Origin of the sequence: Thauera butanivorans (genome assembly GCF_048398245.1) — a bacterium.
Taxonomy (GTDB): domain Bacteria; phylum Pseudomonadota; class Gammaproteobacteria; order Burkholderiales; family Rhodocyclaceae; genus Thauera; species Thauera butanivorans.
The window spans coordinates 599,303-624,443 of the sequence record NZ_CP183038.1 but is presented as its reverse complement, the minus strand read 5'-3'; the positions used below and the strand labels follow the sequence as shown (position 1 = coordinate 624,443).

Below are 25,141 nucleotides of genomic sequence, written 5' to 3'. Positions count from 1 at the left end.
CGCTGCGTCATTGCGCATGGCGGGCGGGGCCGTCCCCGCGTCGGAACACGAGGCCCACTGGCGTGGACCAGCGAACCTTTTAGCAAATCCCCCTCACTTCTGGCAAGCGTGGCACGCGGCGGCGGGTGCGGCATCACGCTGCCAAAATATAAGCCATCACTGATTCTCATCCCGTGCCGCGCTGACCGCCTGCGCGATGCAGGACATGGGCTACACACGGGTGCGTGCCATCGTCGGCGGCTTCGATGCGTGGGCAGCCGCCGGCAAGCCGGTCGAGCAGCCGAGCCTGCCATCCTTCGAGTAACAAAGTGCCACATGGGCGGCTCCCGTTCCGCAACGCACGCCGGCTAAACTATTTGCCCGAATAGTCGTCAAGACGTGCTTGTGCCGGCATCGCCGGTCTTCGAGATTCCGCCCATGCTCCCCACCCTGCTGCCGATCGGCTCCCTGCTCGCCGGCATCGCCCTGCTGCTGCTCGGCTCCGGCCTGCTCAATACCATCGTCGCCCTGCGCGGCGGCCTGGAAGGTTTTTCCGACACCACGCTGGGGCTGATCGGCTCAACGTATTTCCTCGGCTTCTTCCTCGGCGCCTTCGTCGCGCCGCGCCTGATCCGGCGCATGGGCCACATCCGCGCCTTCGCCTTCTTCGGCGCAGCGGTGGCCGCCTGCATGCTGCTGCACGTGCTCGTCGTGCACGCGGCATTCTGGATGGTGCTGCGCGTGATCACCGGCGTGGCGCTGGTCGGCTTCTACACCGTGATCGAAAGCTGGCTCAACGAGCAGACGACCGCCGACCGGCGCGGCCAGGTGTTCGCGGTGTACATGGTGGTCAACCTGCTGGCGCTGGCCGGCGCCCAGCAACTGCTGCGGCTCGACGGGCCGGGGAACTTCACCCTGTTCGCGGTCGCCGCCATCTTCGCCTGTCTGTCGCTGCTGCCGGTGACCATGACCCGCCTGCCCCAGCCGCAGCTCGGGCACACGCCCAGGCTCGACTTGCGCATGGTGTGGCGCGCCGCGCCGGCGGCCTTCGTCGGCGCGCTGTCGTCCGGCATCGGCATGGGTGCGTTCTGGAGCCTGGGGCCGATCTACGGCCAGCGCATCGGCCTCGACCCGGCCGGCATCGCCATGCTGATGAGCAGCGCCATCCTGGGCGGCGCGCTGCTGCAATGGCCGATCGGCCGCCTGTCGGACAGCGGCGACCGCCGCCGCGCACTCGGCCTGGTCGCCGCCGCGGCGGCCGTCACCGGCGCCGTCATGGCCGCGCTGGGCGGCGTCACCGGCAGCATCGAAGCCGTCGCGCTGGCGGGCTTCTTCATCTTCGGCGCCGCCGCCTTCACCATCTACCCGGTCACCGTCGCCCACCTGATCGACCATGTGCACCAGCAGGACATCCTCGCCGGCAACACCGGCGTCCTGTTCCTGCACGGCGTCGGCGCCGCCATCGGCCCGATGATCGCCGGTGCGCTGCTCGGCTTCGCCGGCCCTGCCGGCCTGCCGCTGCACTTCGCCATCGCCTTCGCGCCGCTGGCGGTCTTCGCGCTGCTGCAGGCCCGGCGCGGAAGCGACGAGATCGTCGACGAGGCCGCGCACTTCTCGCCCATGCTGCGCACCTCGCCCACGGCGCTGGACATGGTGTCGCCGGATGCGGAAGCAAGCACGAAGGCGCAACCCGACACTGATGATCAATCCGCCAGCGCCCCCCTCGACGCGTCCGCGGACGGCACCACGGACGCCGCTGCCGAGCCCTTCGTCGAAACGGCCGACGCGCCCAGGACTGCCCCTTCGCCGAATTTCTGAGCAACCGGCCGGACGGCTACTCCCGGCCATCACCCCACTCACATATACTGTGCGCCGTTTTGCGATGCATCAATGACATGGACACGATGGCCTGTACATACGGCGGCGCCCACCTGCGGCCCGCCACGACCTCTTGACCGGAAAAAGGACCCCCCCGGATGAACCGCCCCACCAAGATCGCGGCCGCGCTTGCCGTGATCGCCCTGAGCTACCCCGCCGCCGCCTGGTTTGCCGGCCAGAAGATCCAGACCATCCTGGATGAACAGTACGCCGAGATGCAGTCGCACCCCACGCTGAAGATCACCGAACGCAGCTACGAGCGCGGCGTGTTCGCCAGCACCGAAAAAGTCAGCTTCGAGATGGCGATGCCGGCCGTCGCCGAAGACGGCACGCTGCAGGCGGGCGAGCCGTTCCGCATGCATGCCGTCAACCAGATCAAGCACGGCCCGCTGCTGGGCCTGTCGACGCTGGCCGCGGCAACGATGGACACCGAACTCGTGATCGACGGCGAACAGGGCGAAAGGCTGGCAGCGACGCTGGCCGGCAAGGCGCCGCTGACGGCCCGCACGGTGTTCCAGTTCGACGGCAGCGGCCACTCGGCGGTCGACAGCCCCGCACTGGAATTCGGCATGCCCGACGGCAGCGGCAACGAACTGCGCATCGGCCTGGGCGGGCTGAAGGCGGACGTCGCCTTCAGCGCCGGCCTGCGCAGCTACACCACCAAGGGCAGCGCGGAAAGCATGTCGATGGAAGACCCCAACATGCGCATCACGCTGTCCGGGCTGGTCTTCGACGGCGACCAGCGCCGCCTGTTCGACGACGAGCCCTGGCTGCATGTCGGCAGGCAGCGCGCGACGGTGGCGTCGATGGACGTGAGCGGCAAGGAAGACAGCGAGCTCGACGGCATGGCCTTCCAGCTCGAACGCATGAGCTACGACATCGACGCTCCGGCCAAGGGCGACTACGTCGACATCAAGGCGCTGATCGGTACCGACGTGCTGCGCATCGGCGATGCCGACTATGGCCCCGCCCACTACGACTTCTCGCTCACGCACCTGCACGGACGCACTCTCGTCACGCTGTGGCGCAAGCTGATCGAGATCAGCTCCGACCCCGCGGCGCTTGCCGCCCAGGCCGAAGACCCCACGGCAGTGTTCGCGCCGCTGGCCGAGCCGGCGATGGCCTTGCTGGGCCACAACCCGGCGTTCAGCATCGACCGCATCAGCTTCACCAGCCCGCACGGCAAGACCGACCTGTCGGCGCAGCTCAGCCTCGACGGCCTGCAGCCCGAAGAACTGGCCAATCCGATGATGCTGATCGCCAAGCTGCAGGCGGCGGCCGATCTGTCGGTGCCGCAGGCCCTGCTGCAGGCCTTCGGCAGCGGCCAGGCCGAAAACGAGGACGAAGCGGCGTTCGCGGCGGCGCAGCTCGACGCCCAGCTCGGAGCGCTGGAAGCGCAAGGCTACCTGCAGCGCAACGACGGCATCGTCAAGACTCAGGCAGCCTTCCGCCAGGGTCAGTTGACGGTGAATGGCAAGCCGTTCAACCCGCTGGCGCTGGGCGGACACTGAGGCCGTCGCAGCGCAGCCCGATCCGCCCGCGCCCGTTCCGCGGGCAGATCGGATGCAGGACAGGTGCGGAATGCGTCCGCACTTGACCTTAAAGAATGCCGCATGATCGCCGTCAACCTGGATTCCCAACGCACGAGGTCGATCATGCGCCTGAACGCTCTGAGCTTCCGCGCGAAGCTTTTGTCCGCCACGGTCATCACCGTATTGCTGTGCTTCGCCATCACCCTGGGCGTGCTGGCCTGGCGCAGCCACCAGGCGGTACTCGAACAGGGCATGGCGCGCGCCGAGGGCGAAGCCGCATCGGTCGCGCACGGCGTCGGCGCCCACCTCGACGAAGCCATGGCGGTTTCATCCACGCTGGCCCTGTCGCTGGACGGCCTGCGCACCGGCAGCGTGCCGGACCGGAGCACGGTGAACAAGGTGCTGCAGCGCGTGCTGGAAGGGCGCCCCGGCCTGCTGGGCGTCTATACCGGCTGGGAAGCGGATGCCTTCGACGGCCGCGACGCCGATTTCGCCGGCCATGCGGGCCATGACGCCAGCGGCCGCTTCGTGCCGTACTGGAGCCGCAGCGGCAATACCGTCGTGCTGGAGCCGCTGGTCGACTACGACCAGCCCGGCGCCGGCGACTACTACCAGCAGCCGAAGCAGAGCGGCCGTGCCTACCTCGCCGAACCCTACGAATACGTCGCCGGCGGGCGCAACCTGCTGATCACCTCGCTGGTGAAGCCGCTGCAGATCGACGGCCGCTTCGCCGGCATCGCCGGCGTCGACGTGGCGCTGGACGAACTGGCCGAACGGCTGGGCCGGATCAAGCCCTTCGGCGTCGGCAGCGTCGCGCTGTACACCCCCAAGGGCCTGGTGGTTGCGCACCAGGACGCGACACGCATCGGCAAGCCGGCATCCGAGCTGCCGGCCGAAGCGCTGGCCGCCCTGCGCGAAGGCCGTGCGATGCACTGGAAGGACGGCGCCGGCGTGCTCCACTTCCTGCAGCGCGTATCGCTCAGCGACAGCGATGCCTGGTGGAGCAGCGTGGTATCGGTGCCGGAAGGCATCATCACCGCCTCGGCCGATACGCTGCGCACCACCGCCATCGTCATGGGCGCCGTCAGCGTGCTGCTGACCGCCGCGGTGCTGTCCCTGCTGCTGGCCGTCCTCACCCGGCCGCTGGCGACGCTGGCCGGCGCGATGCAGGCACTGGCCGGCGGTGAAGGCGATCTGACGCGCCGGCTGCCGGAAACCCGCAGCCGCGACGAACTCGGCCGTGTCGCCAGCTCGGTGAACACCTTCCTTGCCAGCCTGCAGCGCATGTTCATCGAAGTGCGCGACCAGAGCCACACGCTGGTGGACGGCATCCGCGAAGTCTCGAACGCGACCGACCGCATCGCCGGCAGCTCGCACACGCTGGCGGCCACCACCGGCGACAACGCCGCCACCATCGAGGAGATCACCGTCTCCATCGGCCATATCGCCGGCAATGCCAACGAAGCCAACGGCGTCATGCTGGAAACCTGCGCCGCCTCGCAGCGCAGCGGCGAAGCGGTGCGCGACATGCAGACCCACATGCGCGACATCGCCGGCAACATGGAAGCGCTGGCCACGTCGCTGAACGGCCTGGCCGAACGCTCGACCCAGATCAACGGCATCGTGCAGGTGATCCGCGACATTGCCGACCAGACCAACCTGCTGGCGCTGAACGCGGCGATCGAGGCCGCACGCGCGGGCGAACAGGGCCGCGGCTTCGCCGTCGTCGCCGACGAAGTGCGCAAGCTCGCCGAACGCACCAGCAGCGCCACCACCGAAATCCGCGACATGATCGAAGCCATGCGCGGTGAAACCGGACAGGCGGTCAGCAGCATGCATGCCACGCGCGAAGCGGTGGAAACCGGCGTCGAACGCGCCTCACACGTGGCCGACGAAATCGCCGCCATCGAGGCCAGCATGCAGCGCGCCGCCGGGCGCGTGCGCGAAATCGCGGAAGCAACGCAGGAGCAGTCCGCCGCCGCCACCGCGCTCGCCCAGTCCGCGGAGCAGGCATCCGGCGTGGTGCAGAGCACCGACGACGCGATCCAGCAGACTTCGCAGACGCTCGCGCAGATCGGCAGCGCCTCCGAACATCTCGGCGCACTGGTCGGCCGCTTCAAGCTCTAGGGGAAACGCTGATCAAATCCGTTCGCCCTGAGCCTGTCGAAGGGCATTTCCTGAATAATCGGGGACTTCGACAAACCTGTCCTGAGCGAAGTCGAAGGGCTCAGTCCGAACGGTCATGAATTATTCAGGGCGGCTCCGCATCTGCGGAGCCTGCCGGAAGCGCCCGATCGACATCGAAGGCTTCAACGGGCGGGCGTCCACCACTGCCACTGCCCCTTGCGCGATTTCTTGATTTCATACAGCGCGAGATCGGTCCGCTGCAGCAGCTGATGCAGGTCCGCCGCCTGATCGGGATGGATGCAGGCGCCCATGCTCGCCGTGACATGGACCGTTCTGTCCGCCAGCACGATGGGCTCGCCGACCAGGTCGATGATGCGCTGGCAGATGGCGTCCATCCGCTCGAGCTTTTCCGGCACCTCGAGCAGCAGGCCGAATTCGTCCCCGCCGAGCCTGCACACCAGGTCGGAGTCGCGCACCACCCGCTTCAGGCGCTTCGCGACCGTGCACAGCACCGCGTCGCCCACCAGGTGGCCGTGGGTATCGTTGATCGGCTTGAAGCCATCCAGGTCCAGCATCAGGAAGGCCAGGCGCCGCTGCAGCGGATCGGAGGTCGCCTCGCGCCAGTGCTGCTCCAGGCCCCGCCGGTTGGCGATGCCGGTGAGGGGGTCGAGAAACGCGAATTCCTTGAACAGCAGGCTGTCGCGCTTCAGCCGTGTGATGTCCTTGCAGATGGCGACGGCCAGCTTCTGCTCGTGCAGGACCAGGCCGCAGTGCAGGGCAGTGCGAACCTGGCCATCGCCGCAGTGGATGTCGATCTCGATGTCCGGCACGACGCCCACGTCCCCGCCAGCCGGGCGCCGCAGGGAAACATCCCAGTGCCGCAGCAGCAAGGCCTTTTGCCGCTCATGGACGCAGGCTCTCGCGATCAACTGCCGCGCTGTCCTGAACTGGCCGGGCGGACAGCCCAGCAAGCTGTCGAAGGCATGATTGCTGTAGCGGATCCGGGCATCGGGCATGGTGGCCACCACCACGGCGACGGGCAGCGCATCGAGAATGCGGGTGAACAGCGCATCCGGCAGGAATGTCATCCACCCATCCCCGGGCGGGCTTCCACGGCTTCCGGCGCAGCGGCAGCCGCCCGGAAGCGTTCGAGCCACGAGGGGATGTCCCGGGGTTCGAGCGGGCGGGAGAACAGATAGCCCTGCACGACGGGGCAACGCTGCCGCCTGAGCAGCTCGCATTGCCCCGCGGTTTCCACGCCTTCGGCAACGACCGCCAGGTTCAGGCTCCGGCCGATGCCGATGACCGCCGTCACCAGCGCCTGCAGGCGGCTTTCCTGCAGGCATCTGTCGATGAAGCTGCGGTCGATCTTGACCTCCGTCACCGGCAGGCTGGCCAGATTGGACAGGCTGGAGAAGCCGGTGCCGAAATCATCCACCGACAGGCCCACCCCCAGCGCGCGGATGCCGTGCACGATCTCCAGCATTTCCGGGGTCAGCACCATCGCCGCGCTCTCGGTGATCTCGATGGTCAGGCTGTCGCCGCTCAGCGCATGCTCCTGCAGCAGCCCGGCGACGAAATCCGGCAGCTCGCGGCTGCGGAAACTGCGCGGCGACAGATTGACCGACACCACCGGCACATGCACGCCCTGGCTGCGCCACGCCGCCATCTGCCGGCAGGCTTTGCGCAGGGCCCAGCGCCCGATGGCCTCGATCTCGCCGATCTCCTCGGCCAGCGCGATCATCCTGCCCGGCGGGATTTCGCCGAAATTGTCGTCGTGCCAGCGCGCCAGCGCCTCCACGCCGTACAGTTCGCCATCCTCCGAACGCACCTGCGGCTGATACACCAGGCGCAAGCCCGCCCCTGCGACAGCCCGGCGCAACGCCGTGCCGAGCAGCAGGCGCTCGCGCGCGAGCTCGTTCATGCCGGCATCGAAGAACAGGATGCCGCCGCCATTCGACGCCTTGACCTCGTCCATCGCACTCTTGGCGCTCTGCAGCAATCCATCACGGTCGCGGCAGCCGCCGTCGGGATAATGGCTGACGCCGATGCAGGCCGACAGATCCAGCAGCACACCGGCGATGTCGAGCGGTTCGCTGATGACCTGCTGGATGCGTGAAGCCACCTGCGCAGCGCGGGCCGGGCTGCAGTCGGGCACGACCAGCACGAAGGTGCAGCCCTCGAGCCGCGCAAGGAAGGCGCCGCCGCTCAGACGGGATCGCAGGCGGTTGGCGACCTCGACCAGCATCTGGTCACCCACCCTGTGGCCCAGCGTGTTGTTGACGTCCTTGAACCGGAGCAATCCGACGCAGAAGAAGGCAACTTCCTGCTCCACGCCGGAAGCCAGCAGATCGTCGGTGTACCGATATAAATTGTTGCGGTTCGGCAATCCGGTCAACGCGTCGTGGTGAACCAGTTCGTCGAGCCGCAGCCGGCTTTCCTCGCGCTCGATCGCCAGCGCGCACAAGTACATGCTGACATCCGCGATCCGTTTCAGGTAGGCGTCCTGCGGGGCGCCCCGGCGGAGATAGAGCGCAAAAATACCGATCACGCCGCCATCGCGCCGCTTGACCGGATAAACCATGCACGCCCGGCATCCGGCCGGCGGCACCCTCCCGCAGTAGGCCGAGCGCAGCGGTTCCGCCGTGATGTCGGCCAGCATCACTGGTTCGCCGCGATGGGCGCAGGTGCCGTAGCCTCCTGCCACGCCGTCGCCGATCTCGACGCCCTCCCAGCCGGCCACATACGAAGTCTGGAAGCTCGGCGCAGCCCAGTGCCGCAGTCTGCGCCCGACAACCTTGAACACCGAGACCAGCACGCCCGGCGCAATGGCCTCGATGCGCTGGCAGATGAAGTTGCCCAGCCCGATGAAGGACAGATTGCTGGTCAATGCCTCCAGCACGTCGCGCTCGAGATCCCTGATCCGCCGCGCCTCGGTAATGTCGGACAGGGCGATGACCTGATTGCGCAGTTGTCCGCTGTCCTCGTCGAAGATCGGATTGACCGAAGCCTTCACCCATATGTCCCGGCCGTCCTTGCTCCTGGCCAGAATCTCCTCGTTGAATCCCTCCGTGCTCCAGGCCTTGCTGCGCAATCGCGCCAGCGTCTCGGCATCCGTGTTCAGGCTGGCCAGGAGTTCGCTCGGCAGACAGCCGACCGCCTCGGCGGCGGTATAGCCGAACAGGTCGCTGAAAGCACGGTTGATCTGCACGATGCGGCGCTCGCCATCGACGACGAACAGCGGGCGCTCGGTATGGTTGACCGCCAGCAGCAGCAGGCGATTCTGCTCGCGCCGGGCCACCTCGTCCGACACGTCGCGCGCGAAAGCCAGGTAGTGGATGCGGCCCGACAGGTCGATCTTCGACAGCGAGAACGACACCCACAGTTGCCGGCCGTCCTTGCGCTCCACCAGCAGGTCGCGGTTCATGCCGACGGCCCGCGGCTCGCCGCCTTCCCGGTTGCTGCGCATGTAGCCGCCATGGACGGCCTGCAGCGCCTTCGGCAACAGCGGCTGCATGTCCCGGTCCATGATCTCTTCGCGCGCATAGCCCCACAGCCGTTCGGCGGCGGGGTTGAAATAGCGCACGCAATTGTTCTCATCGACCAGCACTGCCGCCATGATCGACTGCTCGAGCGCCGGGAGCAGCATCCCGTACACACTCGCATCCAGCACCCTCATTCCTTTCTCTCTCCGCTCGAGTGAGCCATGCGCGCCGACTCAGCGGCTCGATTTGCTGACGAAATGGCTGGCCAGCGCCCGCAGATCGGCGATGTGCCCGCCCAGCCTGGCGGTGCGCACGTCGAAAGCCGCACTGGACTCGATCGTCCGGTACCGGATGGATGCTACCCGGATGGCAAAAGACGGGCTGTCTGGCGGGCGTCTGGAGTTACCCACTTCGGGGTGAACTGGCGGACACGTGCGCCCGGCGCATGGCTTCCAAAAAATGAAGACTCAATGACCGCCGGCCACGTCTCCGGCAAGCCGCAGCTCACTCCTTGCCTCGCTCGGGCATGTTCCCGGCCTGCTCGGCATCTATACTAGCTGGGAAACGGACACCCGCGGCGGCATCGCACTCTGCACGTCGGCCGGCCTTCGTGGTCGCCCATCGGGACGAGAGCCAGAAGGCGGTAGCCGCGACGGACCGGGCTGCGCGGCCACGTCGGTGAACGCCTCCCTCTTCCGAACTCGCGGCCCGCTTCAAGCTGTAATCGGGGTGGCACAAAGCCCCTCACACTCCTGTCCGAGCGCGCATCCCCCATGACGCATCCACCGCCTTCTCCGCCACCGCCTGAACGGGAACACGAGCGTCCCCGATCGAACATAGAGGCCGACATTCCGTTTCGTGGCATCGTCGAGCAGTCGCTGGCAGGCATGTACGTGATCCAGGACGAGCTGTTCCAGTACGTGAACGCGACGTTCGCCAGCATGCTGGGTTACACGCCGGAAGAAATGAAAGGCATGCACCTGCGCCAGGCGGTCTATCCCGAGATGCAGGAAGCGACGATCGTCAATTTCCACAAGCGCATCAGCGATGAGATACCAAGCATCCGCTACACGACCATCGGCTGGCACCGCAACCGGGAGCCCGTGTATCTGGAAGTGCATGGCTCCTGCGTGATGTTTCGCGGCCGGCCCGCGGTGGTCGGGGTCGGCATCAACATCACCGAGCAGCGCCAGCAGCAGGAAGCCCTGCGCCTGTCACGGGAGCGCCTGCGCGAACTGGCTGCCTACATCAATACCGTGCGGGAGGAACAGCGGGCGCGCATCGCGCGCGAACTGCACGATGTCGTCGGCGGCATGCTCACATCGATGAAGCTCGACATCCAGCGCATCCAGCGGCGCGCCAGCGACCCTGAAATGCAGCGTATCGTCGGCGACCTGCTGGTCCTGGCGCAGGAGAGCATCGACACCGTACGCACCATTTCCGAAGATCTGCGTCCCAGCGCGCTCGACCACCTCGGGCTGCGCGCCGCGCTGGACGCGATGCTGCGCCGCTTCTCCGAACGCACCGAGTTGAGGTATGTCCTGGCGGCCGGCGATGCCGACATCGACCTGCCGCAAGCGCGCGCAACCGCGGTGTACAGGATCTGCCAGGAAGCCCTGACCAACATCGCCCGCCACGCTCAGGCCCGGCAGGTGCATGTGCGCCTGAGCAGCACCGCGGGCTGGCTGCAGGTGGAAATCGAGGATGACGGCAGAGGCCTGCACAGCCAGACGCCGACCGGCAAGAGCCTGGGCCTGCTCAGCATGGCGGAACGGGCGCAGGAATTCGGCGGCGAACTGAGTTTCCGCTGCGGCCAGGCCGGGGGCACTTGCCTGATCCTGCGCCTGCCCAAGGAGGACACGGCATGATCGAAATCCTGATGGTCGACGACCACGCGATTTTCCGCAGCGGCCTGCGCCGCCTGCTATCGGACGAGCCCGACATGCGCATCGTCGCCGAGGCCGGCAATGGCCGCGAAGCGCTGGAACGGCTCCGCAACCGTCCTTTCGGGGTCGTGCTGCTCGACGTCAGCATGGCCGGAGGCAGCGGCCTCGACACCCTGCGCCGCATCCACGCGGAATGGCCTTCGCAACCGGTGGTCATGCTTTCGATGTACCCGGAGGAACAATATGCCGCGATCGCGCTCGATGCCGGCGCCAACGGCTACGTCTCCAAAGACCGCGATGCCGCGCAGCTGATCGACGCCATCCGCATCGCGGCGAGCGGCGGATTCCATCTTCCGGCGGGCCTGCGCCCCGGACACCGCCCCGCCGTGCCGCACGCCGCCCATGCCAGGCTGACCGAGCGTGAATGGCAGATCCTGCGCCTGATCGTCGCCGGCGTCTCACTCACCGAAATCGGCCGCCGTCTGTGCCTGAGCGTCAAGACGGTCAGCACTTACCGCAGCCGTCTGCTCGGCAAGCTGGCCATCGTCAGCAATGCTGAACTGGTGCGCTACTGCATCGAACACGGCATCGACGACTGAGGCATGCTCCGCCGGCGCAAGTATCGGAAAGTTCCTACAACATTTCGGGAAGTTTCCGGCTGACGGTACGCCGGAGCCTGCTTAGGCTCGCCCTCTTCGAACAACGACGAGGGGACCGGAAATGCCATTGCAATCCATCGAAGTCGCGCCATCCGCCTACACCTACCCGCTGCTCGTCAAGCAGCTGCTGCATTCGGCGCGGGCGACGGCGGACGGGCAGGAAATCGTCTATCGCGACCGCTCGCGCCTGACCTACCGCCAGTTTTTCGAGCGCATCGGGCGATTGGCCAACGCATTGCGCGCCCAGGGTATCGGCCAGGGCGACACCGTCGCCTTCATGGACTGGGACAGCCATCGCTACCTCGAAGCCTTCTTCGCTGTGCCGATGATGGGCGCAGTGCTGCAGACGGTGAATGTGCGCCTGTCGCCGGAGCAGATCCTCTACACGCTCAACCATGCCAAGGCCGACATCGTCGTCGTCAATGTCGAGTTCATCCCCATCCTGGCGATCATTCGCGAGCAACTGGAGACGGTGAAGAAATTCGTCCTGATCAGCGACGACGGCTCGACCATGAGCAGCTTCAAGGTACCTTACGCGGGCGAATACGAAGCCCTGCTCGCCGCGGCCGCCCCGGAATACGACTTCCCCGAATTCGACGAGAACACGCGGGCAACCACCTTCTACACTACCGGCACCACCGGCTTGCCCAAGGGCGTTTACTTCAGCCATCGCCAGTTGGTGCTGCACACCATGGCCGTCACCGCCGCCCTGGGCAGCGCCGCCGGGCAAGGCCGGCTGCATCGGCAGGACGTCTACATGCCGATCACGCCGATGTTCCACGTGCACGCCTGGGGCCTGCCCTACGTCGCCACGATGCTGGGACTCAAGCAGGTGTATCCCGGCCGCTATGCGCCCGACACCCTGCTCCAGCTGATCCGGACCGAAGGCGTCACCTTCTCGCATTGCGTTCCGACCATCCTGCACATGCTGCTCTCGAGCAAAGCCTCGGAAAACGTCGATCTGTCACGCTGCAAGATGATCATCGGCGGCGCCGCCTTCCCCAAGGGTCTGGCGGCGGCGGCACTGGCACGGGGCATCGACGTGTTCACCGGCTATGGCATGTCGGAGAGCTGCCCGATCCTGACCATCGCCCACGTCCGCGACGAACTGCCGGACGCCGACGCGCAGGCCGCCGAACGCATCCGCACCGGCTACAGCATTCCTCTCGTCGATCTGCGCACCGTCGACATGCAAATGCTCGACGTTCCGCGTGACGGCCACAGCAGCGGCGAAATCATCGTGCGCGCCCCTTGGCTGACACAGGGCTATCTGCACAACCCGGCAGCATCCGAAGAGCTCTGGGCGGGTTCCTATCTGCACACCGGCGACATCGGCGTGCTCGACCCACGCGGCATGCTGACCGTGACCGACCGCCTCAAGGACGTGATCAAGACCGGCGGCGAATGGGTGTCGTCGCTGGAACTGGAAAGCATCATCTCGCAGCACCCGGCAGTCAATGAAGTGGCCGTTGTCGGCGTCAAGGACGACAAATGGGGCGAACGCCCGCTGGCGATGATCGTGCTGCACCAGGGCAGGACCGCCACGCCGGAGGAGATTCGCGCCCACGTCCAGAAGCTCGCCGATGAAGGACACATCTCCAAGTTCGCCATCCCCGACCAGGTGCGCTTCGTCGACAGCCTGGCCCATACAAGCGTCGGCAAACTGGACAAGAAGGCGATGCGCCGGCAACTCGCGAACTGATTCGTCCCAGGAAAGAAGACCATGAATTTCACGATCAGAAAGGCCGCTGTGCTGGGCTCGGGCGTAATGGGCGCACAAATCGCGGCGCATCTCGCCAACGCCGATGTGCCGGTGACGCTCTTCGATCTGGCCTGGCCGGAAGGCGATGGCAATCGCATCGTCAAGAAGGCGTTCGATGGCCTCAAGAAGCTGCAGCCCGCGCCGGCGGTCAAGCACGACCGCCTGCAATACATCGACGCTGCCAACTACGACAGCCATCTTGAGCAATTGCGCGACTGCGACCTGATCATCGAAGCCATTGCCGAGCGCATGGACTGGAAGAACGCGCTCTATGCCAGGATCGCCCCCTTCCTGCCCGCCACTGCAATCATCGCGTCCAACACCTCCGGCCTGTCCATTTCTACCCTGGCCGAGGGGCTGCCCGAAGCGTTGCGCGGCAATTTCTGCGGCATCCACTTCTTCAACCCGCCGCGCTACATGCCGCTGGTCGAGATCGTACCGACGCCGAATAGCGACGCTGCGATGCTCGACCGCTTGGAAACCTGGCTGACCACCCGCCTCGGCAAGCGCGTCATCCGGGCGCTCGACACCCCGAACTTCGTCGCCAACCGCATTGGCGTTTTCTCGCTCCTGACGGTGATGCGCCATGCGGCCGCCCACGATCTGGCACCGGACACGGTGGACGCGCTGACCGGCCCGAAGATCGGCCGCCCGAAAAGCGCCACCTTCCGCACAAGCGACGTCGTCGGCCTGGATACGCTGGCGCACGTCGTCGCCACCATGCACGGCACGCTGTCCGATGACCCGTGGCATGCCTGCTTCCAGCTCCCGGTCTGGCTGCAGAGGCTGATCGAGGAAGGCGCGCTGGGGCAAAAGAGCAAGCGCGGCGTATTCCGCAAGCAGGGCAGGGCGATCCAGGTGTTCGACCCGGCCATCGGCGACTACCGTGACAGCCGCGATGACGTTGCCGACGAGGTCGCCGCCACGCTCGGCATGCGCGACCCGGCGGCGCGCATGCAGGCACTGCGTAACTCCGACCATCCGCAGGCTCGATTCCTCTGGGCCGTCTTCCGCGACCTTTTCCACTACTGCGCCGTGCAGCTGGGCGAAGTCGCCGACAACGCCCGCGACCTCGATCTGGCGCTGCGCTGGGGCTTCGGCTGGGCGCAAGGGCCGTTCGAACTGTGGCAGGCCGCCGGCTGGCGGGAAACCGCCGAGGCGATTGCCGCCGACATCGCATCGGGGCTGAGCATGAGCGGCGCCCCCTTGCCCGCCTGGGTCATGGACGCCGGCCGCGGCGGCGTGCACACCGCCGAGGGATCCTGGTCGGCACGCCGAAACGCGCATGCGCCGCGTTCGACGCTGCCAGTCTATCAACGCCAGCTATTTCCCGAACTGCTGCTCGGCGAAGCCGGCGCCCGCCCGGAAACAAGCGGCGAGACCCTGTTCGAGAACGAAGGCCTGCGCCTGTGGCGATTGCCGGAAATCGATCCGGGCATCGGCATCGTCTCCATCAAGACCCGGATGCACACGCTGGGCAGCAGCGTGCTCGACGGCATGCAGGCTGCGCTCATCAAGGCGGAAGCCGAACTCGACGGCCTGGTGATCTGGCACGACGCGCCCTTTGCCATCGGCGCCGACCTGAAGGAAATCGCCGCCGCACTCGAGGCCGGGCGAACGGCCGAACTGGCAGCCTACGTCGAACGCTTTCAGCAAACGACGATGGCAATCAAGTACGCACAAGTACCGGTCGTCGCCGCCGTGCAGGGACTTGCGCTGGGCGGCGGCTGCGAGTTCGCCATGCATGCGGCGCGCCGGGTGATGGCTCTGGAAAGCCAGCTCGGTCTCGTCGAAGTGGGCGTCGGCCTGATTCCGGCCGGCGGCGGGTGCAAGGAACTGGCGCTGCGCTGCGCCCGCTGGGCGGCCGAAACGGGCACCGCCAGCGAATTGCTGCCGCGCCTGACCCCGGCCTTCCTGGCCGTGGCCACGGGCAGGGTCGCGAAGAATGCCTTCGAGGCGATCGACCTCGGCTACGGCGAGCGCAGCGATCCGATCCGCCTTCATCCACGCGAACTGCTGTTTGCGGCGCTCAAGCAGGCGCGGGCACTGGCCGACATCGGCCACGCCCCGGCGCAGCCCGTGCGCAGCGTGCCCGTCCTGGGCCGCGCCGGCATTGCGGCCATGGAGATGACGCTGGTGAATATGCAGGAGGGCGGCATGATATCCGCCCACGATCACCGCGTCTCCCGCGCGGTTGCCGAAGCCTTGTGCGGCGGCGAAGTCGAGGCCGGGACACTGGTCGACGAGCATTGGCTGCTCGCCGTCGAGCGCCGCGTCTTCCTCGAACTGCTGCAGACCCCTGAAACCCAGGCCCGCATCCGCCACATGCTGGACACCGGCAAGCCCCTGCGCAACTGATGCGCGACGGAGAACGACCCATGAGCAAACAGATTCAAGACGCCTACATCGTCGCCGCGGTGCGCACACCGGTCGCCAAGCGCAAGGGCATGTTCAGGAACGTCCGCCCGGATGATCTGCTGGCGCATGTGCTGCGCGAGGTGGTTGCGAAAGCACCGGCACTCGATCCGGCCCTGATCGGCGACGTGATCGTCGGCTGCGCCATGCCGGAAGCCGAACAGGGCATGAACGTCGCGCGCATCGGCGTGCTGCTGTCCGGCCTGCCCAATTGCGTGCCCGGCGTCACCATCAACCGCTTCTGCTCCTCCGGCCTGCAGGCGGTGTCGGACGCCGCCAACCAGATCCGCCTCGGCCAGGCCGACGTGATGATCGCCGCCGGCATCGAATCGATGACGGTGATGAACAACATGATGGGCAACAAGGTCACGGTCAGCCCGGCAGTATTCGCCAATGACGAGAACCGGGGTATCGCCTACGGCATGGGCCTGACCGCCGAGAAGGTGGCGGCACAATGGCAGATCAGCCGCGCGGCGCAGGATACCTTCGCCGTCGAATCCCACCGCCGTGCCTGCGCCGCCATTGCCGCAGGCCGGTTCCAGGCCGAAATCACCCCTTACGAGATCGTCGAGCGCCTGCCGGGCGGCCAAGACGGCACGGTGCGTGAACGCCGCCGCCTGGCGACCGACGACGAAGGCGCACGCACCGATGTCACGCTCGAATCACTGGGCAGCCTGCGTCCGGTCTTCCACGCCGGGGGCTCGGTGACGGCAGGCAATGCCTCGCAGATGTCCGACGGCGCGGCCGCCGTGCTGCTGGTCTCGGAACGGATGCTGAAGCAGTTCAACCTCATCCCGCTGGCCCGCTTCTGCAGCTTCGCGGTCGCCGGAGTACCGCCGGAAATCATGGGCATCGGCCCCGTCGCGGCAATTCCCAGAGCGCTGCAGCAAGCCGGAATTCACCAGCAAGATCTGGACTGGATCGAGCTCAACGAAGCCTTCGCCGCACAGGCGCTGGCGGTATTGAAAGAGATTCCGCTCGACCCGGCCAAAGTCAATCCGCAAGGCGGCGCGATTGCCCTCGGCCATCCACTGGGCGCCACCGGCGCAATCCGCACTGCGACCCTGGTGCACGGCCTCCAGCGCACGAGCGGCAGATACGGCATGGTCAGCATGTGCATCGGCACGGGCATGGGCGCGGCCGGCGTCTTCGAGCGGATGTAGCGCAACTTGCCCGGCACCCACGGCGGCGGAACCCTCCGTGCCGTCCGGGCACGGGCGCCCCTCCGCCCATGCCCGGACGGTTTCATTCCTTGCTCCGCTCGACCGCTTTCTCGGCGCATTCCAGCGCCGCGTCAAGACAGGCTGCGCCGGTTTCCGGCTCCAGGTACGGCACCAGCACCGGCGCCATCGACTTCAGGATCTGCACCGGCAGCGCCGAGGTGAAGCGGTAGGCGGCGGCGCCGGGACCGGTGACGTAGGCGGTCAGGGTGCCGAAATGGCGCGGGCCGAGATAGAAGACGAACGTCGCGGTGCGGTTCAGCGCGGTGCCGGCGCGGCCGCCGATGACGATGCGGTTGTCGCCGGTGCCGGTCTTGCCGCCCAGCGCCAGCTCGCTGCCGTCGGCCAGGCGGAAGCTGCCCGCCAGCCGGCGCGCGGTACCGCTCTCGACCACGTCGGACAGCGCGCTGCGCAGCGCCGCGGCGACTTCCGCCGCCATCACCCGTTCGCCGCCCCCGGCGCGCAGCGTGAAAGCGGTTTCGTACGGCGTATCGACGGCAAAATCGATCCGCTCGATGCGCTGCATCGGCAGGCGCAGGCCGTCGTTGACGATGATGCCCATCAGTTCGGCCAGCGCCGCCGGGCGGTCGCCCGAACTGCCGAGCGCCGTCGCCAGCGAAGGTACGAGATGGCCGAAGGGATAGCCCAGCCGCGCCCAGCGGCGGTGGATCTCGAGGAAGGCTTCGACTTCCAGCATCGTGAAGATGCGCGAATCCTGCGCGCTGCGCGAGCGCGTGCGGAACAGCCAGCGGTACACCGCCTGGCGCTCGCCCTCGCTGGCGGCGATCGCCTCGCCCAGGCTCGCCTGCGGGTTGCGCATGCGGTAGCCGACCAGCCACAGCTCCAGCGGGTGCAGGCGCGCGACGTAGCCGCGGTCGGGCAGGTCGAAAGCCTCCGGCGCGTAGCGGCCGTAGAGCTGGGCGATGCGCGATTCGGATGGCAGCGCCTCGCCCAGGCGCTGGCCGAGGAAGGCGGCGAGCGCCTCGGGCGGCGCATCGGGTTCGAGATAGCGGAACACCGCGGCCAGGCGCTCGGCGCCGGGACGCAGGCCGTCGAGCAACAGCGCGCGCATGTCTTCCGCGCCCAGGCCCTGGTACTTGCGCCAGAAGCGGCGCAGGAAGACCTGGCCCTCGCGGTCGGCGAAGCGCGCCAGGTATTCGGCGCGACGCGGATCCTGGGCGTCTTCCAGCAGTTGCGCGGTGCTGCCCGGCACCTGGTACATGGTGTGGCGCACGATCTCGCGCATCAGCCGCACGAAAGGCAGGTTGATCGAGGCCTGCAGCGCTTCGCGCAGCGTCGGCATGCGCACATCGTCGCTGCGGTTGAAGTTGCCGAAACTGTGCAGCCCGCCACCGGTGAAGAAGCCTTCGCCCGGGCTGGCGGCGAAGCGCCGCTCCAGCGCCGCGTCCAGCATCGCCGGCAGGCTGCGGTCGCTCGCGGTGGCGAGGTGGTCGATGGCCCAGCGCGTCAGGTTGTCCTGGCGGGCGATGTCAACCCGGCGCAGCGCCGGCATGTCCAGTTCGGCCAGTTGTCCGTGCAGTTCGGCAACGATTTCCAGATAGGTCGCCAGCACGCGCAATTTGGCGGTGGAGCCGAGTTCGAGCTTGCTGCCTTCGTTGATGTCGAACAACTGGTCGGAGGTGTCGGTCTGCACCCGCACGCGGTTGCCGCCCGGCGTGCGCTCGACCAGGGTGAAGCTGTAGCGCACCGCGCCGAGCGTCGCCGGGTTCAGCATGCGATCGCCGACCAGCCCCTGGCTGCGGGCGAAGTCCGCATCGGCCAGGCGGCCCAGGTAATCGCCGACCGCCTGCTGCAGCCCGCCGTGCAAGCTCGTGCCGACTTCGGCATCGAGCCGGTCCAGGCGGTACAGCGAAATGCCCAGCATGCCCGCCAGCCGTGTGCGCACCGCGGTCGTGCCCTTGCCCGGACGGGCCGGCAACAGCGCCGGGTCGGCCGCCAGGTCGCGGAAAACCAGTCGCTGCGACAGCGCGGCATCACGCAGCGCGGCGTCGATGGTGCCGGCCTCGGCGAGCAGGCGCAGGTAGGCATCGGTGCTGCGCGCCAGTTCGTCGCGGCCGCGCGCCAGGTACCACGACGGCCGGCGGTGGGCGATCATCAGCGCCACCACCTGGCGCAGCGCCAGCCCTTGTTCACGCAGGATCCCGCCCTGCCCCGGCGGCGCCGACAGCAGCGCATTGACGCGATCGAAATCGGCGCCGAACCACACCCACAGGCCGTCGCCCAGGCCATTGACTTCGCCATGCCCCGGCGCCGCCGACAAGGGCACGGTGTTCAGGTAGTCGAGCACCAGCCGCTGCCGCACCGGCAGGGTCCGTTCGCCTTCGCGGTAGGCGCGCACGCTGGCCGACACCATCTGGCGCAGCTTTTCACGCGCATCGACGGTGATGCCGTCGGGCGAGTGGCGGTACTTCTCGATCTGCGTCGCCAGCGTGCTGCCGCCGGGGGCGTCGAGGTCTTCCTTGACCATGCGCCCCAGTTGCGCCGCCGCCGCGCGCGCGAAGCGCACCCAGTCGACCGCCGGGTTCAGCGTCGGCCGGCTGTCGTCGAGCAGGTCGCGGTTCTCGATGAACAGCAGCGCCTGCGCCACCACCGGCGGCACCGCGGCGAAGTCGGCATAGCCGCGATACGGGTAGCGGAAGTCGTACAGCGATCCGCCGCGGCAGTCGAGCACATCCAGGCCGGCACGGGTCTTCTCGCGGTAAGGCGGAAACAGGCCGCGATCGACGTAGTCGATGAGTTCGGGGCTGAAGCGGGTCTGCGCCGCCAGCTCGAAGCCGCGCGCCTGCAGCCGTTCGATGAAATCCGGCAGTTCGGTGTAGCCGAGGCGCTGGTCGAAGGGGCCGTGCGTCGGGTAGCGCAAGGCCTCGCTGCGGCCGGCGACGCGCTGGTAGTCGAGCTTCGCCGCGAAACGCGAGATCTCGCGCGCCTGCAGGCGCGAGCTGTGCAGTTCGTGGACGAGCAGCACGGCGCCCGCCACCAGTACGGCCAATACCAGGATGAACAACCCGGCACCAAACAGACGCCAGGGACGCAGGCGGCGCCGGACAAAGGGAGCATCGGTTTCTTGTGCGGCGGGTGCTTCGGCTTCGGAATTCACATCAGGGTGCAGGGCAGGACGAATCGATATGGCATCGCCACGATTATGCGTTTTTCGACGCAAGAAAATGACACTGTTACAGAAGCGCCACAGAGCCGGGCGCGGCGATTCGAAGCGCCCCTGCCAGGAATGGAATAAGCAATCCGTTTTTTCTAAGTTCAGGTTATGAAGCAGGGAGGCTAGATTTCCGCCATCGCAATCGACACGACATGGAGAAACCTCGATGGCCTTCAATCCCCTTCGGTCCACTCGCCGCGGCCTGATCGCCCTGGCGGTCGCCGCCAGCTTCGCCGGCGCTGCCCAGGCCCAGACCACGCTGCTCAACGTGTCCTACGACCCGACGCGCGAGCTCTACCAGGAGTTCAACCCCGAATTCGCCAAGCACTGGAAGGCGCAGACCGGCGAAACCCTCACCATCAAGCAGTCGCACGGCGGCGCCGGCAAGCAGGCGCGCGCGGTCATCGACGGCCTGGAAGCGGACGTCGTCACGCTGGCGCTGGCCTACGACATCGACGCCATCGCCGAACAGACCGGCAAGCTCCCCGCCGACTGGCAGAAGCGCCTGGCGCACAACAGCTCGCCCTACACCTCGACCATCGTCTTCCTGGTGCGCAAGGGCAACCCGAAAGGCATCAAAGACTGGGGCGACCTGGTGAAGCCCGGCATCGAAGTCATCACGCCCAACCCGAAGACCTCGGGCGGCGCGCGCTGGAACTACCTCGCCGCCTGGGCCTACGCGCTGCAGCAGCCGGGCGGCAACGAAGACAGCGCCAAGGAATTCGTCGGCCAGTTGCTGAAGCACGTGCCGGTGCTGGATTCGGGCGCGCGCGGTTCGACCAACACCTTCGTCCAGCGCGGCATCGGCGACGTGCTGCTGGCCTGGGAGAACGAGGCCTTCCTGTCGATCAACGAACTCGGCCCGGACAAGTTCGAGATCGTCGTGCCCTCGATCTCGATCCTCGCCGAACCGCCGGTCACCGTGGTCGATGGCGTCGCCGACAAGCGCGGCACCACCAAGGTCGCCCAGGCCTACCTGGAATACCTGTATTCGCCGGTCGGCCAGAAGATCGCCGCCAAGCACTACTACCGGCCGTCCGCGCCGGAACATGCCGATCCGGCCGACATCGCCCGCTTCCCCGAAGTCAAGCTGGTCACCATCGACGACCTCGGCGGCTGGCAGGCGGCGCAGAAGAAGCACTTCGCCGACGGCGGCGTGTTCGACCAGCTCTACGCCAAGTGATCGGGAGGCCCGCCATGGCAATCCAGGCAATCAACGTCCGCAACCAGTTCCGCGGGCGGGTGAAGGAAATCATCCGCGGCGACGTCGTCAGCGAAGTCGACGTCGAGACGCCTTCAGGCATCGTCACCTCGGTGATCACCACGCGCTCGGTGGACGAGCTGGGGCTGAAGCCCGGCTCCGAAGTCGTCGCGCTGGTCAAATCCACCGAAGTGTCGATCGCGACGCTCTGAGCCCACCGTGCGCCACACGATACTGACCGTACCCGGCTACCACGGCAGCGGCGCCGGGCACTGGCAGACCTGGCTCGAAGGCGAGCTGCCGGACGCGCGCCGCGTCGGCGGCATCGACTGGGAAGACCCGCTGCTGGCGCGCTGGGCCGGCGAGGTCAGGCGCGAGATCGACGACGCCGCCGGCGCGGTATGGATCGTGGCGCACAGCTTCGGCTGCCTCGCCAGCGTCGTCGCCGCGGCGGACCGGCCACAGAAAGTGGCCGGGCTGCTGCTGGTGGCGCCCGCCGACCCGGAACGCTTCGATCCGCTCGGCCTGCGCCACGACGCCGGGCAGGGCCAGAGCCTGGCCGACTACCTGCCGCGCACCGCGTTCGACTGTCCCAGCATCCTCGTCGCCAGCCGCAGCGATCCCTGGCTCAGGATGCCCGCCGCCCGCGCCTGGGCCGAGCGCTGGGGCAGCCGCCTGATCGACGTCGGCGACGCCGGCCACATCAATACCGACTCCGGCCACGGGCCATGGCCGCAGGCGCTCGAGTTGCTGGCGCAGCTGCGCGCGGCCGCCGACACCCCGCTCGGCGCGATCGCGTCGCGCAAGGAAGGCCGGCGCGGACGCACCGGCGCACTGGCCCGGCTGCGCCACCAGACCCGGCGCCTGATCAACGGCGAGGCCCGCGTAGCGAGCCGGCCATAGAACTCGACCACATGCCCGCCATCCGGCTGGCGGGAGCGCTGGATTCTTATTCCCCGCACGGGAATCCATTGGAATTTTTGTTGGTTCGGATGCAGGCGGGGCAAGCGTAAGGTTTGCGCATATCGACGCAGGGCAAAAACGCCCGAAGACACAGGAGGAAGGAAGATGGCCATCAGCGTAAGCGCAGCACCCACCACCCCCGCCGCCTCGCAGCAGGCGCCGCTCCACCCGATTCTCGAGCGCGCCCTGGCACACGCGGCCGACGAAGGCCTGCCCTACGCCGGCGGCGTGACGCCGACCGAGGCTTGGGAACTTGTGTCGGCCGGCGAAGCCGTACTGGTGGACGTGCGCAGCGGCGAGGAACGCAAGTTCGTCGGCCACGTACCGGAATCCCTGTTCGTGCCCTGGGCCACCGGCACCTCGCTGACGCGTAATCCGCGCTTCGTCCGCGACCTGGAAAGCAAGACCGGCAAGGACGCGGTCGTGCTGCTACTGTGTCGCAGCGGCAAGCGCTCGGCCCAGGCGGCCGAGGCCGCCGCAAGGGCAGGCTTCAAGCATGTGTTCAACATCCGCGAAGGCTTCGAGGGCGACCTGGACGACCAGCAGCGCCGTGGCTCCTTCAACGGCTGGCGACACGCCGGCCTGCCCTGGGCCCAGGACTAATCACACGGAAACAGGAGTCACATCATGTCGCATTGGTACACCGACAACGCGCAGTCCATCGGCCATACGCCGCTGGTGCGCCTGAACCGGATCATCGACGGCGCGCCCGCGACCGTGCTGGCCAAGATCGAGGGCCGCAACCCGGCCTACTCGGTCAAGTGCCGGATCGGCGCGGCGATGGTCGAGGATGCCGAGAAACGCGGCCTGCTCGGCCCCGGCAAGGAGCTGGTCGAGCCCACCAGCGGCAACACCGGCATCGCGCTGGCCTTCGTCGCCGCGGCCAAGGGCATTCCGCTGACGCTGACGATGCCCGAGACCATGAGCATCGAGCGGCGCAAGCTGCTGGCCGCCTTCGGCGCCACGCTGGTGCTGACCGAAGGCGCCAAGGGCATGCCCGGCGCGATCGCCAGGGCCGAGGAAATCGCCGCCGCCGAGCCGGACAAGTACGTGCTGCTGCAGCAGTTCAACAACCCGGCCAACCCGGCCATCCACGAAGCCACCACCGGCCCGGAGATCTGGGACGACACCGACGGCGCGATCGACATCCTGGTGTCGGGCATCGGCACCGGCGGCACCATCACCGGCGTGTCGCGCTTCATCAAGCAGACCAAGGGCAGGGCCATCCAGGCGATCGCGGTCGAACCCGCCGCCAGCCCGGTGCTGACGCAGACGCGCAATGGCGAGCCGCTCAAGCCCGGCCCGCACAAGATCCAGGGCATCGGCGCCGGCTTCGTGCCGAAGGTGCTGGACCTGGCGCTGGTCGACGGCATCGAGCAGGTCAGCAACGAGGACGCGGTCGACTACGCCCGCCGCCTGGCGCGCGAGGAAGGCATCCTGTCCGGCATCTCCAGCGGCGCGGCGGTGGCCGTGGCGGCCCGCCTGGCGAAGAAACCCGAGAATGCCGGCAAGACCATCGTCGTGATCCTGCCGGATTCGGGCGAGCGCTACCTCAGCTCGGTGCTGTTCGAAGGTCTGTTCAACGAAGCGGGGCTGCCGGCGTGAGCGACCGTCCCGCAAGCCTCGCGCCGCTGTCGGCGGCAGCGCCCTCTTCGATACCCCATCTCGATTTGCGGGGCATCGTCGCCGGCCTGCACGAGGCGCGGGACCTCTGGCGCGCACTGCGCAAGCGCGGCGGCGAGGGCGGCGCGCGCGAGTTTCCGTCGCGCGACGCGCTGCGCGGCATCGCCACCGACTTGTGCGGCGCGCTGTTCCCGATGCGGCTCGGGCCGCCGGACCTGCACGTCGAAGGCGAGGATTTCTACGTCGGCCACACCCTGGACCGCGCCCTCACCGGCCTGCTGGCCCAGGTGCGGCTCGAACTGGCATACCAGGCGCGCCACGACGAAACGCTCGCGCCCCAGGTCGATGAGCGCGCCGCCGGCATCGTGCGCAGCTTCGCCGCCGGCCTGCCGGCGCTGCGCACACTGCTCGACGCCGACGTGATTGCCGCCTTCGAGGGCGACCCCGCCGCACGCAGCGTGGACGAAGTGCTGCTGTGCTACCCCGGCGTGCTGGCGGTCATCCACCACCGCCTCGCCCATGCGCTGTACGAGCTCGGCGTGCCGCTGGTGGCACGCATCCTGGCCGAGCTCGCGCACTCGGACACCGGCATCGACATCCACCCCGGCGCGCAGATCGGCGCCGGCTTCTTCATCGACCACGGCACCGGCGTGGTCATCGGCGAGACCGCGGTGATCGGCCAGCGCGTCCGCCTGTACCAGGCGGTCACGCTCGGCGCCCGGCGCTTCGACGTCGATAGCGACGGCCACCTCGCCAAGGGCGGCGCCCGCCACCCGATCGTCGAGGACGACGTCGTGATCTACGCCGGCGCCACCGTGCTCGGCCGCATCACGATCGGGCGCGGATCGAGCATCGGCGGCAACGTGTGGCTGACGCGCAGCGTGCCGCCGGGCAGCAACGTGACCCAGGCCGGCCTGCACCACGAACGGCTGGAGGGGCGGGATGGGGCCAACATCTAATTTCGGCCCGGTCGTCCGCAGCCTGCGCCAGCGCCAGCGCTGGTCGCAGGAGCGCCTGGCCGAACTGGCCGACCTCGACCGCAGCTACATCGGCGAGATCGAGCGCGGCGACGTGACGCCTTCGCTGCTGACCGCCCAGAAGCTCGCCGCCGCGCTGCAGACCCCGCTGTCGGCGCTGATCGCAGTCTGCGAGCACGACCCCTCCGGCGCATACCGCGCCTGAATTTGATGGCGATAGCCGGTTGAGGCCGCCCCGCCCGGGGCAGGACACTTGGCG

Annotated in this window: 18 protein-coding genes; 15 read left to right on the top strand and 3 right to left on the bottom strand. The window is 67.9% G+C overall.

Annotated features, from left to right (window positions below; genetic code table 11):
• Window positions 1–417: 417 nt before the first annotated feature.
• The 3 genes from ACNQFN_RS02995 to ACNQFN_RS02985 all read left to right on the top strand — a co-directional run bounded on the left by ACNQFN_RS02995 (window position 418) and on the right by ACNQFN_RS02985 (window position 5,516).
• Window positions 418–1,797 (top strand): MFS transporter, encoded by a 1,380-nt coding sequence (locus ACNQFN_RS02995; RefSeq protein ID WP_083953665.1) that lies wholly within the window; start codon window positions 418–420, stop codon window positions 1,795–1,797.
• Between the two features lie 158 nt (window positions 1,798–1,955).
• Complete coding sequence (locus ACNQFN_RS02990) at window positions 1,956–3,368, top strand: YdgA family protein (RefSeq protein WP_418647924.1); 1,413 nt, start codon at window positions 1,956–1,958, stop codon at window positions 3,366–3,368.
• Window positions 3,369–3,512: 144 nt separating this feature from the next.
• The gene (locus ACNQFN_RS02985) at window positions 3,513–5,516 is read left to right on the top strand and encodes a methyl-accepting chemotaxis protein (protein ID WP_418647923.1); all 2,004 of its coding nucleotides are present in this window, start codon (window positions 3,513–3,515) and stop codon (window positions 5,514–5,516) included.
• A gap of 182 nt (window positions 5,517–5,698) precedes the next feature.
• Here ACNQFN_RS02985 and ACNQFN_RS02980 read toward each other — a convergent pair whose 3' ends face one another.
• Together ACNQFN_RS02980 and dosP are read right to left on the bottom strand one after the other, a co-directional pair.
• Window positions 5,699–6,604, bottom strand: a complete 906-nt coding sequence (locus ACNQFN_RS02980; protein ID WP_418647922.1) for a diguanylate cyclase domain-containing protein — start codon at window positions 6,602–6,604, stop codon at window positions 5,699–5,701.
• Window positions 6,601–9,195, bottom strand: a complete 2,595-nt coding sequence (dosP, locus tag ACNQFN_RS02975; protein ID WP_418647921.1) for an oxygen-sensing cyclic-di-GMP phosphodiesterase DosP — start codon at window positions 9,193–9,195, stop codon at window positions 6,601–6,603. Before dosP ends, ACNQFN_RS02980 begins: the two co-directional genes overlap by 4 nt.
• Window positions 9,196–9,774: 579 nt before the next feature.
• On the opposite strand from dosP, the gene ACNQFN_RS02970 reads away from it, so the two are divergent.
• The 5 genes from ACNQFN_RS02970 to ACNQFN_RS02950 all read left to right on the top strand — a co-directional run bounded on the left by ACNQFN_RS02970 (window position 9,775) and on the right by ACNQFN_RS02950 (window position 16,886).
• Window positions 9,775–10,869 carry a PAS domain-containing sensor histidine kinase gene (locus ACNQFN_RS02970; protein ID WP_418647920.1) on the top strand — a complete coding sequence of 365 codons (1,095 nt, stop codon included), beginning with the start codon at window positions 9,775–9,777 and terminating at the stop codon, window positions 10,867–10,869.
• Entirely contained in the window at window positions 10,866–11,486 is a 621-nt protein-coding gene (locus ACNQFN_RS02965; protein ID WP_418647919.1) for a response regulator transcription factor, read from the top strand. The genes ACNQFN_RS02970 and ACNQFN_RS02965 overlap by 4 nt, the downstream gene beginning before the upstream one ends.
• Window positions 11,487–11,607: 121 nt before the next feature.
• Entirely contained in the window at window positions 11,608–13,248 is a 1,641-nt protein-coding gene (locus ACNQFN_RS02960) for a fatty acid--CoA ligase (RefSeq protein WP_418647918.1), read from the top strand.
• Between the two features lie 21 nt (window positions 13,249–13,269).
• A complete protein-coding gene (locus tag ACNQFN_RS02955) occupies window positions 13,270–15,666 on the top strand; it encodes a 3-hydroxyacyl-CoA dehydrogenase/enoyl-CoA hydratase family protein (RefSeq protein WP_418647917.1) in 2,397 nt (798 codons plus the stop codon).
• 20 nt (window positions 15,667–15,686) lie between these two features.
• Window positions 15,687–16,886, top strand: a complete 1,200-nt coding sequence (locus ACNQFN_RS02950; RefSeq protein WP_418647916.1) for an acetyl-CoA C-acyltransferase — start codon at window positions 15,687–15,689, stop codon at window positions 16,884–16,886.
• Between the two features lie 82 nt (window positions 16,887–16,968).
• On the opposite strand, the gene ACNQFN_RS02945 is transcribed toward ACNQFN_RS02950, so the two are convergent.
• Window positions 16,969–20,061, bottom strand: a complete 3,093-nt coding sequence (locus tag ACNQFN_RS02945; RefSeq protein WP_418647915.1) for a transglycosylase domain-containing protein — start codon at window positions 20,059–20,061, stop codon at window positions 16,969–16,971.
• Window positions 20,062–20,284: 223 nt separating this feature from the next.
• Between ACNQFN_RS02945 and ACNQFN_RS02940 the strand changes: the two genes are divergently transcribed.
• The 7 genes from ACNQFN_RS02940 (at window position 20,285) to ACNQFN_RS02910 (ending at window position 25,087) form a co-directional block, all read left to right on the top strand.
• Window positions 20,285–21,301, top strand: a complete 1,017-nt coding sequence (locus ACNQFN_RS02940; protein ID WP_418647914.1) for a sulfate ABC transporter substrate-binding protein — start codon at window positions 20,285–20,287, stop codon at window positions 21,299–21,301.
• Window positions 21,302–21,315: 14 nt separating this feature from the next.
• The gene (locus ACNQFN_RS02935) at window positions 21,316–21,531 is read left to right on the top strand and encodes a TOBE domain-containing protein (protein ID WP_004338061.1); all 216 of its coding nucleotides are present in this window, start codon (window positions 21,316–21,318) and stop codon (window positions 21,529–21,531) included.
• Window positions 21,532–21,538: 7 nt separating this feature from the next.
• On the top strand, window positions 21,539–22,222 hold the full coding sequence (locus ACNQFN_RS02930; protein WP_418647913.1) for an RBBP9/YdeN family alpha/beta hydrolase: 684 nt from the start codon (window positions 21,539–21,541) through the stop codon (window positions 22,220–22,222).
• Between the two features lie 165 nt (window positions 22,223–22,387).
• A complete protein-coding gene (locus tag ACNQFN_RS02925) occupies window positions 22,388–22,885 on the top strand; it encodes a rhodanese-like domain-containing protein (RefSeq protein WP_068637887.1) in 498 nt (165 codons plus the stop codon).
• A 24-nt stretch (window positions 22,886–22,909) separates the two neighbouring features.
• The gene (cysK, locus tag ACNQFN_RS02920; protein ID WP_418647912.1) at window positions 22,910–23,887 is read left to right on the top strand and encodes a cysteine synthase A; all 978 of its coding nucleotides are present in this window, start codon (window positions 22,910–22,912) and stop codon (window positions 23,885–23,887) included.
• Window positions 23,884–24,864: a serine O-acetyltransferase EpsC gene (epsC, locus tag ACNQFN_RS02915; protein WP_418647911.1), complete on the top strand. Its 981-nt coding sequence runs from the start codon at window positions 23,884–23,886 to the stop codon at window positions 24,862–24,864. Before cysK ends, epsC begins: the two co-directional genes overlap by 4 nt.
• The gene (locus ACNQFN_RS02910) at window positions 24,848–25,087 is read left to right on the top strand and encodes a helix-turn-helix domain-containing protein (protein ID WP_418647910.1); all 240 of its coding nucleotides are present in this window, start codon (window positions 24,848–24,850) and stop codon (window positions 25,085–25,087) included. The genes epsC and ACNQFN_RS02910 overlap by 17 nt, the downstream gene beginning before the upstream one ends.
• The last annotated feature ends 54 nt before the right edge of the window (window positions 25,088–25,141 follow it).

Bases quoted from the DNA above. Each gene is read 5' to 3' on its own strand.
- ACNQFN_RS02990 (WP_418647924.1), top strand. From the start codon at position 1,956: ATGAACCGCCCCACCAAGATCGCGGCCGCGCTTGCCGTGATCGCCCTG.
- ACNQFN_RS02925 (WP_068637887.1), top strand. From the start codon at position 22,388: ATGGCCATCAGCGTAAGCGCAGCACCCACCACCCCCGCCGCCTCGCAG.
- ACNQFN_RS02985 (WP_418647923.1), top strand. From the start codon at position 3,513: ATGCGCCTGAACGCTCTGAGCTTCCGCGCGAAGCTTTTGTCCGCCACG.
- ACNQFN_RS02940 (WP_418647914.1), top strand. From the start codon at position 20,285: ATGGCCTTCAATCCCCTTCGGTCCACTCGCCGCGGCCTGATCGCCCTG.
- ACNQFN_RS02950 (WP_418647916.1), top strand. From the start codon at position 15,687: ATGAGCAAACAGATTCAAGACGCCTACATCGTCGCCGCGGTGCGCACA.
- dosP (WP_418647921.1), bottom strand. From the start codon at position 9,195: ATGAGGGTGCTGGATGCGAGTGTGTACGGGATGCTGCTCCCGGCGCTC.
- ACNQFN_RS02965 (WP_418647919.1), top strand. From the start codon at position 10,866: ATGATCGAAATCCTGATGGTCGACGACCACGCGATTTTCCGCAGCGGC.
- ACNQFN_RS02935 (WP_004338061.1), top strand. From the start codon at position 21,316: ATGGCAATCCAGGCAATCAACGTCCGCAACCAGTTCCGCGGGCGGGTG.
- ACNQFN_RS02980 (WP_418647922.1), bottom strand. From the start codon at position 6,604: ATGACATTCCTGCCGGATGCGCTGTTCACCCGCATTCTCGATGCGCTG.
- ACNQFN_RS02995 (WP_083953665.1), top strand. From the start codon at position 418: ATGCTCCCCACCCTGCTGCCGATCGGCTCCCTGCTCGCCGGCATCGCC.
- ACNQFN_RS02960 (WP_418647918.1), top strand. From the start codon at position 11,608: ATGCCATTGCAATCCATCGAAGTCGCGCCATCCGCCTACACCTACCCG.
- ACNQFN_RS02970 (WP_418647920.1), top strand. From the start codon at position 9,775: ATGACGCATCCACCGCCTTCTCCGCCACCGCCTGAACGGGAACACGAG.
- ACNQFN_RS02910 (WP_418647910.1), top strand. From the start codon at position 24,848: ATGGGGCCAACATCTAATTTCGGCCCGGTCGTCCGCAGCCTGCGCCAG.
- cysK (WP_418647912.1), top strand. From the start codon at position 22,910: ATGTCGCATTGGTACACCGACAACGCGCAGTCCATCGGCCATACGCCG.
- ACNQFN_RS02955 (WP_418647917.1), top strand. From the start codon at position 13,270: ATGAATTTCACGATCAGAAAGGCCGCTGTGCTGGGCTCGGGCGTAATG.